14 protein-coding genes are annotated in these 14219 nt (G+C 72.9%); 9 read left to right on the top strand and 5 right to left on the bottom strand.

Annotation, left to right across the window (positions count from 1 at the left end; genetic code table 11):
* Positions 1-2: 2 nt before the first annotated feature.
* Positions 3-1829, top strand: a complete 1827-nt coding sequence (locus ABD333_RS05925; protein ID WP_344538382.1) for a translocation/assembly module TamB domain-containing protein — start codon at positions 3-5, stop codon at positions 1827-1829.
* Here ABD333_RS05925 and ABD333_RS05920 read toward each other — a convergent pair.
* The 4 genes from ABD333_RS05920 to ABD333_RS05905 form a co-directional block, all read right to left on the bottom strand.
* Positions 1816-3342: a flavin-containing monooxygenase gene (locus ABD333_RS05920; RefSeq protein WP_344538380.1), complete on the bottom strand. Its 1527-nt coding sequence runs from the start codon at positions 3340-3342 to the stop codon at positions 1816-1818. The genes ABD333_RS05925 and ABD333_RS05920 overlap by 14 nt on opposite strands.
* A gap of 90 nt (positions 3343-3432) precedes the next feature.
* Positions 3433-4428, bottom strand: a complete 996-nt coding sequence (locus tag ABD333_RS05915) for a hypothetical protein (RefSeq protein WP_344538378.1) — start codon at positions 4426-4428, stop codon at positions 3433-3435.
* Positions 4429-4458: 30 nt separating this feature from the next.
* Positions 4459-6051, bottom strand: a complete 1593-nt coding sequence (locus ABD333_RS05910; RefSeq protein WP_344538377.1) for an FAD-dependent monooxygenase — start codon at positions 6049-6051, stop codon at positions 4459-4461.
* A 13-nt stretch (positions 6052-6064) separates the two neighbouring features.
* Positions 6065-7024: an MBL fold metallo-hydrolase gene (locus ABD333_RS05905; RefSeq protein WP_344538375.1), complete on the bottom strand. Its 960-nt coding sequence runs from the start codon at positions 7022-7024 to the stop codon at positions 6065-6067.
* Between the two features lie 109 nt (positions 7025-7133).
* On the opposite strand from ABD333_RS05905, the gene ABD333_RS05900 reads away from it, so the two are divergent.
* From ABD333_RS05900 to ABD333_RS05880, 5 genes are read left to right on the top strand one after another with little or no spacing between them, the layout of a single operon-like run.
* Positions 7134-8489: a hemolysin family protein gene (locus ABD333_RS05900; RefSeq protein ID WP_344538374.1), complete on the top strand. Its 1356-nt coding sequence runs from the start codon at positions 7134-7136 to the stop codon at positions 8487-8489.
* On the top strand, positions 8486-9547 hold the full coding sequence (locus tag ABD333_RS05895; RefSeq protein ID WP_344538372.1) for a hemolysin family protein: 1062 nt from the start codon (positions 8486-8488) through the stop codon (positions 9545-9547). The genes ABD333_RS05900 and ABD333_RS05895 overlap by 4 nt, the downstream gene beginning before the upstream one ends.
* Positions 9548-9578: 31 nt before the next feature.
* Positions 9579-9812, top strand: a complete 234-nt coding sequence (locus ABD333_RS05890; protein ID WP_344538370.1) for a helix-turn-helix domain-containing protein — start codon at positions 9579-9581, stop codon at positions 9810-9812.
* A gap of 3 nt (positions 9813-9815) precedes the next feature.
* Positions 9816-10379, top strand: a complete 564-nt coding sequence (locus tag ABD333_RS05885; protein ID WP_344538368.1) for a Clp protease N-terminal domain-containing protein — start codon at positions 9816-9818, stop codon at positions 10377-10379.
* 60 nt (positions 10380-10439) lie between these two features.
* Positions 10440-10664, top strand: coding sequence for a hypothetical protein (locus ABD333_RS05880; RefSeq protein WP_344538366.1), 225 nt, complete (start codon positions 10440-10442; stop codon positions 10662-10664).
* A gap of 14 nt (positions 10665-10678) precedes the next feature.
* Here ABD333_RS05880 and ABD333_RS05875 read toward each other — a convergent pair whose 3' ends face one another.
* Positions 10679-11710 carry an ROK family transcriptional regulator gene (locus ABD333_RS05875; RefSeq protein ID WP_344538364.1) on the bottom strand — a complete coding sequence of 344 codons (1032 nt, stop codon included), beginning with the start codon at positions 11708-11710 and terminating at the stop codon, positions 10679-10681.
* 74 nt (positions 11711-11784) lie between these two features.
* On the opposite strand from ABD333_RS05875, the gene ABD333_RS05870 reads away from it, so the two are divergent.
* From ABD333_RS05870 to ABD333_RS05860, 3 genes are all read left to right on the top strand, one after another.
* Positions 11785-12966, top strand: coding sequence for an MFS transporter (locus ABD333_RS05870; protein WP_344538362.1), 1182 nt, complete (start codon positions 11785-11787; stop codon positions 12964-12966).
* 74 nt (positions 12967-13040) lie between these two features.
* Positions 13041-13478 (top strand): DUF6098 family protein, encoded by a 438-nt coding sequence (locus tag ABD333_RS05865; protein WP_344538360.1) that lies wholly within the window; start codon positions 13041-13043, stop codon positions 13476-13478.
* Between the two features lie 88 nt (positions 13479-13566).
* Positions 13567-14121, top strand: coding sequence for a hemerythrin domain-containing protein (locus ABD333_RS05860; protein WP_344538358.1), 555 nt, complete (start codon positions 13567-13569; stop codon positions 14119-14121).
* Positions 14122-14219 lie beyond the last annotated feature (98 nt).

The following is a 14219-nucleotide window of genomic DNA, read 5'->3' as shown; positions in this document are numbered from 1 at the left end:
GTTTGAACGAAGCCGAACGGTTGGTGTGGCAGGCCTTCCCCGTCGGCGAACGGGTCGAGCTGGACAGGGCCGAGGTACGCGGCGAGGTCCTCGCCGCGTTGCTCCTCGGCGCCGTGCCGCCGCGCCCCGGCTACGCCTCCGGCATCTGGTTGCGCGGCGCGCGGGTCACCGGTCGTCTTCGGTTGAAGGGCGCCACGGCCGATGTCGGGCTGCATTGTGTGGATTGCGACTTCGACGACGCGGCGCAGTTCGTCGACTCCACCCTGCGGACGCTGCGGATCGAGCATTGCCGGCTTCCGGAGCTCGTCTGCTCACGGCTCCAGCTGAACGGTCTGCTCACCCTGGACGGCTCGCAGATCGAGCGGGGCCTGTGGCTGGACGGGGCGCACATCGGCGGCCCGCTGCGGATGAGCGGGACACGCCTCGGCCCGGTGCTGGCCGACAAGCTGACCGTGGAGGGGCGGCTGGACGCCAGGAACCTGGAGGTACACGGGGAGTTCCGCGCGCACAACGCGCACATCGGCGGCAGCCTGCACCTGGGCGGCGCCCGGATGACCAACCCTGGCGGCGTCGCGATGGGTCTGGGCGGCCTGACGGTCGAGGGCGGTGTCTTCTGCTGGGACGGCTTCGCGGCCGAGGGCAGGATCCGGCTGGTCGGCGCCGACCTCCGGGCCAACCTGACCATGGACGGTGCGCGTCTGGACCATCCGGGTGAGGGCACGGCCCTCAACCTGGACCGGGCGTCGATCGGAAACTTCGCCGCGCGCGACCTCCGGGTCGGAGCGGGGCGGGTCAGCATGCGCGGGACGCAGGTCAGCGGCGTGGTGGACCTGCGCGACGCGGTGCTGCCCACGAGCGCCCCGGACAAGCCGGTCCTGGAGATCGACAACGCGCGCCTGGCCTCGGCGGATCTCCGGCGTGTCCAGGCCGGCGGTGAGGTCAGGATCCGGGCCTGCCGGATCGACAACCGGATCATGGTCGCCGGTGCGCGGTTGCGTAATCCCGGCGGTGTCGCGCTGCGGCTCTCCCGCACCGAGGTCGGCGCGGACGTCATCTGCATCGGCCTCACCTTGGAGGGCGGCCTCCGGCTGCGCCGCACGCGGATAGGCGGTCATCTCGTCCTCACCGAGATACGGCTGTCGCCGTCCGGGCCGAAGGCGATCGACGCGCACGCACTCCAGGCCGGTGAGCTCACCCTGCGTCCGGGTGAGCCCGTCCAGGGCCGGCTCGTCCTGTCCCACGCTCAGATCGGCGTACTCCGCGACGACCCCGACCGCTGGCCGGAGGAGATCGTCCTGAGCGGTGCGCGATACGAGGCGCTGGAGCCCCGGCTACCCGCGCGCGAGCGGCTGCGGTGGCTGACGCGCAATCCCGAGGGGTACGAGTCGCAGCCGTACGAGCAGCTGGCCAACCACTACACGGCGACCGGCCAGAACGCGGACGCGCGCAAGGTGCTGTACGCGAAGGAACGTCACCGGCAGGCCACGGAGACCCGGCTCCTCCGGGTTTGGAGTCGCCTGCAGGACATCACGACCGGGTACGGCTACCGCCCCTGGCGGGCGTTGTTGTGGCTCGGCGTGCTCCTGACGGCCGGCGGGGTCGTGTACGGGATCTCGCCGCCGGAGCCGCTGAAGCGCGACGAGGCGCCGCACTTCAACCCCGTGGTCTACGCACTGGATCTGCTGATCCCGATCGTCGAACTCGGGCAGGAGCGCGCGTTCAACCCAGCGGGTGCCCACCAGTGGCTGTCCTACGCGCTCGTCGCCGCGGGCTGGGTGCTCACCGCGACCGTCGCGGCCGGGGCCGCGCGGATCTTCAGCCGGCGCTGACCCGGGTCGAGTAGTCGTAGTCGTCCAGGGGGAAGGAACGGCTGCGGCGGCGGGCGGCGACGACGGAGGACGGGCGCTGCCAGGGAGCGTCGCCGTGCTCGTCGAAGTAGTAGCTGTTGGCGGTCGCGCAGTCGCCGTTGAGGAAGACGGTGCGGGGCATGCGGCGCTCGACCCAGCTCATGTAACGGTCATGGGCCTGCCGGCTGACCTCGGCGCGGGTGACGCCGCGGCTGCGCGCCTCGCCGATCACGCGCAGGGCGTGGCGGATCTGCGCGTCGATCATCTGGAACCAGGACAGCCCGATGTTGCCGTACGGACCGGGCACCAGGAACAGGTTGGGGAACCCGGGCACGGCGGCGCCCTCGTACGACTGCCGCCGGTACTGCTTCCAGAACGCGGTCAGCTCGACGCCCTCGCGGCCGACGATGGGGAAGGAGATGTCGAACACCTTGAAGCCGGTGGCGAGGATGAGCGTGTCGATCTCGCGTTCCCGGCCGTCGACGGTGCGGACGCCGGTCTCGGTGATCCGGTCGATGCGGTCGGTCACCAGGTCGACGTTGGCGCGGTTGAACGTGCGCCAGTAGTCGTTGGAGAACGAGGGGCGCTTGCAGCCGAAGCCGTAGCGCGGGGTGAGGCGTTCCCGGGTCTCCGGGTCCTTGACCTGGCGCTTCAGATGGCGCAGGCACCTGCGTTCGACCGCCTTGACCAGCGGCTGGACCCGGCGGTGGTGGACGACGCCGGTGACGATGATCTCGACGGCGGTGGTCGTGACGAAGCGGGTGGCCTTCTGGGTCGCGGGCACCCGGCGGAAGAGCTCCTGGACGCCGCGGGGCAGGCGCGGATCGATCTTGGGGTAGACCCAGATCGGGGTGCGCTGGTAGACGTCCAGGTGGGCCACGCGTCCCGCGATCTCGGGGATGACCTGGAGCGCGGTCGCGCCGGTGCCGATGACGGCGACGCGCCTGCCGGTCAGGTCGTGGTCGTGGTCCCAGCGGGCGGTGTGCACCGTGTGCCCGGCGAAGTCGGCCAGGCCGTCGATCTCCGGGTGGCTCGGGGTGGTCAGCGCTCCCTGGCAGGACAGCAGGTAGCGGCCGGTGACGGTCCCGCCGCCGGCCAGCTCCAGCCGCCAGAGGTCGGCGCCCTCGTCGAAGCGCGCCGCCACGACCGTGGTGCCGAGGCGGACGTGCGGCATGATGCCGTACTTGCGGACGCAGTGGTCGGCGTAGTCCTTGATCTCCGGCCCCTTGGCGTAGAGCCGCGACCAGGTGGGCCTCGGCTCGAACGCGAACGAGTAGGTCGGTGAGGGGATGTCGACCGACAGGCCCGGGTAGGTGTTGTCGCGCCACGTTCCGCCGATGTCGCCGGCGCGCTCCAGCAGCACGAAGTCGTGGATGCCGGCGCCCTTCAGCGCGATGCCCGCGCCGATCCCGGCGAATCCCGCACCGACGATGACCACCTCGTGGTCGGGGCGGGCCTGTTCCGTTTTCGCGTCCGTCTCCGTGGTCTCCGTCATGAGCACGCCTCCCAGGGGTTCCCCTCCAATTCTACACAGAGTCCAATAAGCCGGGCCAGAGGCGTCCCGTGTTCGGCGGCTGTCTCGCGCTCAGCCGAGGGTGAGGGCGCGGCCCGCCTGAAGGGCGGTCCCCACCGAGTCGCGCAGGACGGCCTCGGCACGCTGGGCGTCGTCCGCCAGGCGTCCGATCTCCTCGCGGGCCAGGTCATGGCGGACGGTGCGCGCGAGGAGATCGCGGTAGCGCGCGTTCTGCTCGGGCAGCCGTTCCACGACCTGCCACTCGTGGTAGGCGTCGTCGGCGTCGTGCGCGCGGCGGGCGTAGGTCTCCAGAGCCTCGATGCGGTCGGTGATGGCGCGGACGGACAGCTCCATCGCGCGGCGCTGCGGCTCCAGCAGAGCGCGGACGCGGGGCGTGAGGCGCTCGGGGCGCTGGTCCCTGCGTTCCTGGCGCAGCTTGGTGTGCTCCGCCAGCGCCCACGCGATCTCCCACTCCTGCCGGGGCAGCACCACGGCGTTGTCGACGTCGTCGAGGAGCCCGGCCCGGTGGGTCTCGGAGCCGAGCACGGCGTCGACGGCCCGCTGCGCGCGCACGAGCAGCTGGGCGGCGGGCCGGTCGAAGTCGGCGGGCAGCAGGTAATGCCCGTGGTGGTCGCGTGCGGCCCGCGCCGAGGCCGGCTCGCGCAGGTGCCGGATCGCGCCGATCGTCCACCCGGTGAAGCCGGCGGCGGCGAGCAGCGCCGCCGCCTCGCCCTGGCCGAGGAGGATCAGCAGGATCTGCACGGCCGGGATCGCCATCATCGCGAGCAGTGCCGTGCGGCCCCACCGGAACACGCCGTCCAGCAACGTGTCGTCGTCCAGCGAGGCCAGGAAGAACACCCGGAACCAGCCACCCGGCAGCACGCCGTAGAAGAACGCGAAGACCGGGATCCAGACGGCGCGGGCGGCGATGGTGGCGGCACCGGGACGAGAAGCCCGCGGGGCGGGCAGGCGGGCGGCGACGAGGCGTCCGGGCTCGGCCGCGAGGAGGTCGCGCTCGCGGGTGGGAACGGACGGGTCGAAGACGGGCCGGGGACCGCTGTCGCTCATTGGCTCTCCCGCCGAAGAGGAACCGTCCTCTCATAGTGGGCTTCTGGTCCGTTCCGGTCCACCGGGACGCCGATGAGCACAGGCTCGCCCGAGGGCGACGGCGACCTCGCGCGGCGCGGGCGCGGGAAAGATCGCGGCCAGATGCGCGTCGGGACGGATGAGCCAGGCCTCACCGGGGCGCAGGTCGACGACCGCGTCGGCGCCGAGGTCCTTGCGGCGCACGACGTTGACGGGCGCCGGGGTGGCCGTTCGGGCGGCGGCCACGAGCCGCTCGTCCTCGCTGCCGGTCAGCAGTGTGAAGCCGTCTCGCAGGAGCTCCCTCAGCCGGGTGACCTCGGGACGTCCCGCGATCTGGACGCGGGTGTCGGGCACGATGACGCCCGGCGCCAGGGGCTGCGGCGCGCCCTTGGGCGGACGGCCCGTGGGCGGCGGGCGGGTGGGCTCGGGAGTGGTGAGAGGCGAGCCGGTGTACCAGAACGGCTCGGCGAAGCGGCCGGAGTCGATCGCCCCGGCGGTCGTGGGATCCGCCGCGGCCCGGTCCAGCGCGGCGCGTCGGCGTTCCCGTTCGGCGTCGGTCCGCGGGACGAGGAAGCGCATGGTGGCGGCGGTGACGTCGAGGTTCTCCAGGGCGGCGGCGTGCCGTTCGGCGTGGTAGGTCGCCAGCAGGTCGTCCGGCGCCCAGCCGCGGGCCACGAACGCGATCTTCCAGGCGGCGTTCTCGGCGTCGGGAACGCCGGAGTTGAGACCGCGCGCGCCGAACGGGGCGTACAGGTGCGCGCAGTCCCCGGCGAGCAGGACCCGCCCCACCCGCATCCGTTCGGCGACCCGGGAATGGAAGCGGTACACCGACGCCCACGACGTCTCGTACGGGCCGTCCCCGATGATCTGCCGGACCCGGCGGTCGAGCCCGCCGCTCGCGCGTTCCTCCGCCAGCGAGAACCCGGGGGGCACCTGCCAGTCGACGCGGTACCGCGAGCCGGGGCAGGGATGGATCAGCACCTGGCGGCCCGGGTTCCACGGCGGGTCGAAGTAGAACCGGCGCTCGTGCTCCCATCCGGCCAGCTTTGCCCGCAGGTCGACGATGAGGAATCGGTCGTCGAAGCTCTCCCCGGGAAAGCCCACGCCGACCGCGCGCCGCAGAACGTCGGAACGGGCCCCCGAGCACGCCACCACGTACGACGCCCTGACCTCCTCCCCCGTCGAGCACCGGAGCGTCACGCCGCCGGCGTCCTGCGCCAGCCCCACCACCTCCCGCCCGCGCCGGAGCTCGATGAGATCGCCGCGCGCCGCGACGCGCTCTTCGAGGATCTCCTCCGTGCGGGTCTGGGAGATGTTGACGCACGGCGGCAGCGTCTCGGTGTCGGCGAACCGCCACGAGAACAGCTCGCGCTCGCGGTAGTACGTGCGCGCGGTGGTCCAGGCGAGCCCTTCCTCCGCGATCGCCGCGGCGCCGACCGACGCCCAGATGTCGAGCACGTCGCGCTGCTGGCAGATCGACCGCGAGCCCTCGGGAGCGCGGGCGGGCTCGCGTTCGAGGACGACGACGGGAAGGCCCCAGCGGGCGAGCAGCAGGGCGGCGGTCAGGCCCACCGGGCCGGCGCCGATGACGGCGACCGGGTCCATCGCCGGCACCGGCTCAGCCCTGCAGTTCGGACCACACCCGGCGGTCCCGCTCGGCGGTCCAGACGCGCGGTCGTTCGACGCCGTCGAGCTCGTCCCACAGCCGGGAGACGTCGAACGGCAGGCAGTGCTCGAAGATGGGCCAGCCGCCGTAGGAGGGCTCCAGCGCCCGGTGCACCGCCTCGAAGGCGTTCTTCAGCGTGCCGCCCCGATCCCGGACCGCCTCCACCTCGCGGATCATCACCGTGAGGAACCCGCGGGTCTGGGCGACGGCGGCCCGCACCGCGTCGCGGCCGTGCGCGACGGCGCCCCGGCCGCCGACGAGCGTCTCGGCGGGGAACCCGGCGACGTGGTCGAGGGTGCCGGTCGACCATTCCCGGTGGAAGGCGTCGCCGGTGTAGAGCGCCGCCTGCGTCTCCACCAGGTCGCCGGCGAACAGGATCCGCTGCCGCGGCAGCCAGGCGACGATGTCGCCCTCGGTGTGACCGCGCCCGCAGTACGCCAGGTCCAGCTCGCCCCGGTCGCCGCCCAGGTCGATCGAGAGCGTGCGGCTGAACGTGACGGTCGGCCAGGTGAGCCCCGGGACCGACGCCGGGTCCTTGAACAGCCGGGGCATCCGGCCGAATTCCGACTCCCAGTCCTGCTTGCCGCGTTCGGCGATGAGCGCGCGGGTGCGGTCGTGCGCGATGATCGACGTGGTGCCGAACGCGCTCGCGCCGAGCGTGCGCACCGCGTGGTAGTGCGAGAGCACCAGATGGCGGATCGGCTTGCCGGTGTAGGCGCGCAGGACGGCCAGCCAGTCGCGGGCCGCGGTCGGGGTCGCCAGCGCCTCGAAGCAGACGACGAAGTCCTCGCCCTCGATCGCCCCCACATTGGGATCGCCCTCGGCGGTGAGCGCGTACACGCCCTCGGCGAGGACCTCCAGGGTCGGCGTCTTGTCAGAGAGATCGGCTGAGGACGCGAACGGCTTGGGCATCGTCGCCCCTTCGCTGTGTGGACCCGGCGCGCAGGATTCATTCCACTGCGGGAGCCCCGATAACCGTCACACTCGGTGCAGTGGGACATCCGGGATAAGTAGATCTTGGATGGGGAAGGAAATCCAGGTGAACGTCGTGCTCGGGCTGGCGGCCGTTCTGGTGCTGACCGCCGCCACCGGCTACTTCGTGGCGCAGGAGTTCGCCTACGTCACCGCCGACCGCCTCGCGCTGGACCACCAGGCCAAGGACGGCGACCGGCGCGCGGCCCGCGCCGTGCGGGTGATGGAACGCCTGTCGTTCATGTTGTCGGGCGCCCAGCTCGGGATCACGGTGACGGCGCTGGTCGTCGGCTTCATCGCCAAGCCCGCGCTCGCCGACCTCATCGCGCCGCCGCTGGACGCCGCCGGCGTCCCGGCGGCCGCGGTCGGCGGCATCGCGGTGGCCGCCGGCTTCGCGCTGGCGACCATCATCCAGATGGTGCTGGGCGAGCTGTTCCCCAAGAACCTGGCGCTGGCCCGGGCCGAGCCGCTCGCCCGCGCGCTGGCCTCCTCCACCCTGGTCTACATGACGCTGGCGGCACCGCTCATCAAGCTGTTCGACGCCGCCGCCAACAGGCTGCTGCGCTCGGTCGGCATCGAGCCGGTGGAGGAGCTGCACCACGGCGCGACGCTGGAGGAGCTGGGCCACATCATCGGCGAGTCCGGCGAGTACCTGAAGGAGGGCCACACCGAGTTGCTGGAACGCGCGCTGACGTTCTCCGACCGCACCGCCGACGAGGTCATGGTGCCGCGCGTGGACGTGGTCACCGTCCCCGCGCCCGCCATGGCGAGCGAGCTCAGCGAGGTCATCTCGGCCCACGGGCACACGCGCTATCCGGTCGTCGGCGACAGCGTCGACGACGTGGTGGGCACGGTCGGGCTGGAGGAGCTGATCCGGCTCACCCCCGAGGAGTCCGGCCGCACGCCGGTGCGCGACCTTGCGCGGCCCGCCCTGCTCGTCCCGGGCAAGCTGCCGCTGCCGGATCTGGTGACGCGGCTGCGCGCCGACAGCGGCGCGATGGCCTGCGTGGTGGACGAGTACGGCGGCTTCGCGGGCCTGATCACCTGGGAGGACGTCGCGGAGGAGCTGGTCGGGGAGATCGCCGACGAGAACGACGTCGAGGAGGATCTGGCCGTCCGGCGCGGCGAATGGTGGACGACCGACGCCGGACTGCGCGTGGACGAGGTCGCGCACGAGACCGGCATCGCCCTGCCCGAGGGCGACTACGAGACCGTCGCGGGCCTGGTCCTCAAGCAGCTGGGCCGGATCGCCGAGCCGGGCGACCGCGTCACGGTGGACCTGCCGCCCCGGCAGCTGGACGACCCGCCGCAGCAGGCCACGATCGAGGTGCTGACCGTCCACCGGCACGTGCCGGAGCTGATCCGCGTCCGGTCGGTCGAGAGCCAGACCGGGGAGGAGGCGTGAACCTCTCCGTCGGCGTCCCGCTCACCGTCCTGCTGCTGCTCGGCAACGGGTTCTTCGTGGCCGCGGAGTTCGCGCTGGTGGCGGCCAAGCGGCCACGGCTGGAGCGCGCCGCCGCCGAGGGCAGCCGCGCCGCCGCGGCCGCCGTCGCCGGCATCGGCGAGCTGTCGCTGATGCTCGCGGGCGCCCAGCTGGGCATCACGATGTGCTCGCTGGGGCTGGGCCTGGTCTCCGAGCCGGTGATCGCCCAGACGCTGACACCGGTGTTCCACGCCGCCGGGCTGCCGGAGACGGGCGCGCACGCGGTGGCCTTCGTCCTCGCGCTGGCCCTGGTCACGTTCCTGCACATGGTGATCGGCGAGATGGCGCCCAAGTCGTGGGCCATCGCCCGTCCCGAACGTTCGGCCATGATGCTGGCCCCGCCGTTCCGCGCGTTCACCACGCTCGTCCGCCCCGGGCTCGCCGCGCTCAACACCGTCACCAACCTGCTGCTGCGGGCGATCGGCGTGCCGCCGCAGGACACGTTGAGCGTGTCGCGCACGCCGGAGCAGCTGCGCGACCTGGTCGAGGAGTCGCGGCGGCTGGGCCTCATCGACGAGCCCGACGTCCGGCTGCTCAGGGCGGCCCTGGAGGCCCCGGAGTCCTCGCTCGAAGACCTGCTGACGCCGGTCGACGAGATCGTCTCGGTCCCGCCGTCCGCCACGCCGCAGGAGGTCATCGACACCTCGGTCCGCACCGGCCGCACCCGGATCATGCTCCGGAGCCGGGGCCACGTCCCGGGCGGCCGTCAGAGCCGGCCCCGCATGGTCCACGTCCGCGACGCCTACCTCGCCCGTGCGCGGGGCCGTCGTACGCCGGCCGGGCAGCTCGGCCACCCGGTGCCCACCCTCGGCGTCGAGACCCCGGTGAGCGAGGCCGTCAGCACCCTGCGGGCCCACCACAGCCACCTGGGCCTGGTCCTCGGCCACGACGGCGCCCCGGCCGGTGTGATCAACCTCGACGATCTCCTCACCACGCTGCTGGCGCCCGGCCGCACCGGCCAGGATGTCAACCCTGGTTGACACCGCTCGACTGTCAACCTACATTGACACCATGAGCGACGGAGTGAAGCTCGCCCAGGAGGCGGGCAGCCGGGATCCGGCGATCGGTCTGCGGGCCGTACGGGCACTGCGCGAGCTGGCCGAGCGCCTGGAGACGCTCCAGGTGGCCAACGCCCGCGAGCAGGGCTGGTCCTGGCAGGAGATCGCGGTCTGCCTCGGCGTGAGCAGGCAGGCCGTGCATAAGAAGCACGGTGGCGGCCGACGGATACTGAAGAAGGAGCGCTGACGGATGTTCGAACGGTTCACCCAGCAGGCCCGGGACGCCGTGACCGGCGCCCAGCAGGAGGCCCGCGGCCTCGGCCACGACCGGATCGGTCCCGAGCATCTGCTGCTCGCCCTCATCGCCTGCGACGGGCCCGCCGCCGCCGCGATGCGGGCCCAGGGAGTGGACGCGGCGGCGATGCGCGCGGCGGTCGCACGGCTCGCCGCGGACGCCGACGGCGACCCGCTCGATCCCGACGCCCTGCGCACCCTGGGCATCGATCTGGACGCCGTACGCCAGGCCACGGAGCGGACGTTCGGCGAAGGAGCCCTGGACGCGCCGCCAGGGCGGTTCCGGTCGTCCGGCAAGCGGCATCTGCCGTTCGGCCCCTCGGCCAAGAAGTCCCTGGAGCTCAGCCTGCGGCAGGCGCTTCGGCTCAAGCACAACTACATCGGCGCCGGTCACGTGCTGCTGGGCATCCTCCAGGACCGCGACCCGCGGGCCGTCCGGGTGCTGGTGGAGTCGGGCGCCGACCTCGACGAGCTCCGCGCCGAGGTCACGCGCCTGATCGTGGCCGAGGCGGCGGCCTGACCACCGCCCATGGCCGCGTCCCACCGGCTATGGGCGCACCACACCGGGTATGGGCTCGGCATGAGTGATCGCGAGGATCTGGGCCACGAGCCCGAGGAGACCCACGACAAGGAGTTCGCGCCGGTCAACCGGGGAGCCGACGCCCGGGGCCGCCAGCAGGGCGGCCCCGGCCCTCGGGACGTCAGCGGCACCGGCACGCCCGGCGTGGACGAGCCCCACCCCGACACGCTTCCGCCGACCGAGGAAGGAGTCCAGGAGGCCGAAAGCCACGACGACTCCCGCTGAGGCGCGGTACGCCGTCAGCCGTAGATGGCGTCCCGGGTCCGGTCCAGGGCGGTGAGAACGGCGCCCTGGAGGATGCCGTTGCCCTCCACGGTGGTCGGGCGGACGGCGGTGGGCGCGGGCGAGCGGGCGGCGAGACGGTCGGCCACCAGTGCCGCCAGCTCGCCTCCTCCCTCGCGGCCCGTCGTGCCGCCGAGCACCACCAGGCCGGGGTCCAGGACGGCTACCAGGGGCAGCACACCCTTGGCGAGCCGGTCGGCCAGCGCCTCCAGCGGCAGACCCCGCGTGAAGCGCGCCTCCATCAGGCCGCAGAAGTCGACGCCGTCGGCGTCCAGGAACCCGACCTCCCCGGCGCCGCCCGAGGCACCGCGGCGCAGCCGTCCGTTCAGCACGACACCGGCGCCGACGCCGTCGTCGGCCCAGAGGAGGGCGAAGTCCTCGTGGCCGGCCGCCGACCCGAGCCGGTGCTCGGCGACGGTGGCGAGGTTGACCTCGTTCTCCAGCACGAGGTCCGGAACGGGGCCGCGCTCGGCCAGCGCCTCGCGGACGGCGGCGGCGAGATCGGGCCGCCAGCCGGGCAGGCCGCTGTCGGTCGTCAGCCCGGTGCGCGGATCGACCAGCCCGGGGACGCCCAGCGCGACCGTGTGCAGTTCCCGCCCGGCCGCCGCCTCGACCACGGCGCCGGCGATGAACGGCGCCAGATCGTCCGGCTCGGCGACCTTCGTGATCGTGCCGGCGATGCCCCCGGTGATGTCGGAGACGGTGACGTGCACGGAGCCTCGGCGCACGTCCACCCCGGCGACGTGGGCGCGGTCGGCCACGAGGCCGTAGAGGCGCGCGTTGGGGCCGCGGCGGACCTCGCCCGACTCGCCCGCGACCTGGACCAGCCCGTCGCCCTGGAGGCGTTCCAGGAGGTCGGACACGGTGGGGCGGGACAGGCCCGTGAGCGCGCGGAGCTGCGGGGCGGTCAGCGGGCCCTTGTCGAGCAGCAGGTCGAGGGCCAGCCGATCGTTGATCGCCCTGGCCAGGGCTGGGGTGGCGGTCTTCACACCGCACATAATAGTCAGGGAACCTGCCTGATAGCTCTTTTCATCAGGAAGCCTGCCTGTTAGTTTCGGTGGCCATGAGCCCCCATCGTGCCCTCGTCCTCGTCTTCGCCCTCCACGGCGCGGTGGCGGGGAGCTTCGCCACCCGCATCCCGTGGATCCAGGACCGGCTCGACCTGAGCCCCGGCGTGCTCGGCGTCGCGCTCCTCTGCCCGTCGATCGGCGCGCTGACCGGAATGCCGATGGCCAGCCGGCTGGCGCACCGCCTCGGAGAGCGGCTCGCCATCCGCCTCCTGCTGGCCGCGTGGTGCGCGGTGCTGGCGTTGCCCGCGCTCGCGCCGGCGCCCGTCTGGCTGTGCGGGGCGATGCTGCTGTTCGGGTTGACCGCGGGCATGTCCGACGTGGTCATGAACGCGCAGGCGGTGCGGCTGGAACGGCATCTCGGCCGTTCGATCATGTCGGGCCTGCACGGGATGTGGTGCGTCGGCAGCCTGGCGGGTGGCGCGGCGGGCATGCTGGCCGCCCACCTGGAGATCGACGCGCGGGCGCACCTCGGGACGGCCGCCCTGGTCCTGCTGGGCGTGGGCGCGGTGAGCGGGCGCTCGTTGTTCGCCGGGAAGACGGAGGCCGAGGCGGCGGCGGCCCCGCGCCGCTTCGTCCTGCCGTCCAAGGCCATCGCGGCCATCGGCGCCGTCGGGTTCTGCGGGACGTTCGCCGAGGGTGCCGCGGCCGACTGGACCGCCGTCTATCTCACCGAGGTGACCGACGCCGGACCCGGGACGGCCGCCGCCAGCTACACGATCTTCATGCTGGCCATGGCGTCCGCCCGCCTGGTCGCCGACCGGTTCGTCCGGCGCTTCGGGGCCGTGGCCATCGTGCGCTGCGGTGGCGCCACGGCCGCCGCGGGCGGCGTGCTCGTCGTCCTCGCCCGGACGCCCGCCCTCGGCATCGCGGGGTTCGCGCTCATGGGGCTCGGCGTCGCCGCCATCGTGCCGCTGGTCTTCGTCGCCGCCGCCAACGCCGGCCGGACCCCGGCCGAGGGCGTCGCGGGCGTCGCCACGATCACCTATCTGTCCGTGCTGACCGCGCCGGCCATCACCGGCTGGGTCGCGGACGCCGCCTCGTACCCTGCGGCCTTCGCGATGATCACGGCGGTGCTCGTGGTGATGACGCTGCTGGCAGGTGTGCTGAGGGCGCACGGAGCGCCACCGGCCCGGGCCCGCGTGCCGCGCGACGAGGCGGCTCCGGCCTCGGCCTGAGATCGACCTCGATGGCGGCTTGACCGGCGCTGACCTGCGTGATTCCGATGTGGCTCAGGGGGTAGACGTGCGGTGTGTGCGACAAGGAGCTGCCCACGATCACGACCCTCGACGAGCTCGCCGAACTGGTGGAGGGCACGGACGCGTTGTTCGTCCGGTGGTCCCGCGGCCCGGCGGCGGACTCGGCCGGGAAGAGCAAGGACGCCCTGACCGGCGTCGACCTGCCAGGGCTGTCGGCCAACCCGCTGGCCGTGGAGGAGTGGTGGCGCCCGCGGCCCACCTGGGTCTGGGTGGCCCGCCGCCTCTACGACTACTCCCATCTCAAGCGTGAGAAGGGTCCCGGCGTACGGCCGTGGGTGCTGGAGGGCGAGGAACTGGCGCGCGGCCCGGACAACGAGCCGCTCGTCCGCGTGCGCAGGCCGGTCGCCTGGGTGGCCGAGTCCGTCCTGGCGGACGCCACCCGCGTGATGACGGAGCAGAACGGCGAATGGGGGCCGTTGAGAAGACCGTGACCCACACCTCAGATTGAATCCCGCCGCCGGGGTAGGGCAGGCGGTCCAAGCACCCTGACGGAGGGCGCGTGGAGTTGGGAGCCTTCACATGACCCAGCAGAGCGACAACACGGTGGTGGGCCTGCTGTTGCGGCAGCACACCGAGATCCGGAACCTGTTCTCCACGGTGGAGAAGAGCACCGGAAAGGCCCGCGACGAGGCGTTCGACCGGCTGCGCCACCTGCTGGCCGTGCACGAGACGGCCGAAGAGGAGATCGTGCACCCGTTCGCCCGCCGGACCATCGGCAACGGTGAGCGGATCATCGATGCCCGGCTCAAGGAGGAGAAGAGCGCCAAGGAGCTCTTGCAGGAGCTGGAGAAGTCAGGCACCGGCTCGCCGGAGTTCGACTCGCTGTTCGAACGCCTGCACAAGGCGGTCGAGTCGCACGCCGAGCAGGAGGAGCGGCTGGAGTTTCCCGAGCTCGCCGACAAGGCCACCGCGCAGCAGCTCAAGGGCATGCAGGCGGCGGTCAAGGCGGCCGAGGCGGTCGCGCCGACCCATCCGCATCCCGGCACCGAGTCGGCCGCCAAGAACCTCGCGCTCGGCCCGATGGCCGCGGTGATGGACCGCACCCGTGACGCCATCCGCAAGGCGATGAGCTGACGCGGACCGGCCGAACCCCTCTGGCGGATTCCGATCCGTGTTGAGTGACCGAACGGCGGGCCGCCAAAACGGGCGCCCAAAATGTCCACGGCGGATAC

Origin of the sequence: Actinomadura fulvescens (assembly GCF_039533225.1) — a bacterium.
In the GTDB taxonomy this organism is placed as follows: Bacteria; Actinomycetota; Actinomycetes; order Streptosporangiales; family Streptosporangiaceae; genus Spirillospora; species Spirillospora fulvescens.
Note: the sequence above shows the minus strand (reverse complement) of the source record. Positions and strands in the feature narration are given on the sequence as shown.

Excerpts from the sequence above, each read along its gene's own strand:
- ABD333_RS05885 (WP_344538368.1), top strand. The coding sequence starts at position 9,816 with ATGTTCGAACGGTTCACCCAGCAGGCCCGGGACGCCGTGACCGGCGCC.
- ABD333_RS05860 (WP_344538358.1), top strand. The coding sequence starts at position 13,567 with ATGACCCAGCAGAGCGACAACACGGTGGTGGGCCTGCTGTTGCGGCAG.
- ABD333_RS05870 (WP_344538362.1), top strand. The coding sequence starts at position 11,785 with ATGAGCCCCCATCGTGCCCTCGTCCTCGTCTTCGCCCTCCACGGCGCG.
- ABD333_RS05910 (WP_344538377.1), bottom strand. The coding sequence starts at position 6,051 with ATGGACCCGGTCGCCGTCATCGGCGCCGGCCCGGTGGGCCTGACCGCC.
- ABD333_RS05905 (WP_344538375.1), bottom strand. The coding sequence starts at position 7,024 with ATGCCCAAGCCGTTCGCGTCCTCAGCCGATCTCTCTGACAAGACGCCG.
- ABD333_RS05920 (WP_344538380.1), bottom strand. The coding sequence starts at position 3,342 with ATGACGGAGACCACGGAGACGGACGCGAAAACGGAACAGGCCCGCCCC.
- ABD333_RS05890 (WP_344538370.1), top strand. The coding sequence starts at position 9,579 with ATGAGCGACGGAGTGAAGCTCGCCCAGGAGGCGGGCAGCCGGGATCCG.
- ABD333_RS05900 (WP_344538374.1), top strand. The coding sequence starts at position 7,134 with ATGGGGAAGGAAATCCAGGTGAACGTCGTGCTCGGGCTGGCGGCCGTT.
- ABD333_RS05915 (WP_344538378.1), bottom strand. The coding sequence starts at position 4,428 with ATGAGCGACAGCGGTCCCCGGCCCGTCTTCGACCCGTCCGTTCCCACC.
- ABD333_RS05880 (WP_344538366.1), top strand. The coding sequence starts at position 10,440 with ATGAGTGATCGCGAGGATCTGGGCCACGAGCCCGAGGAGACCCACGAC.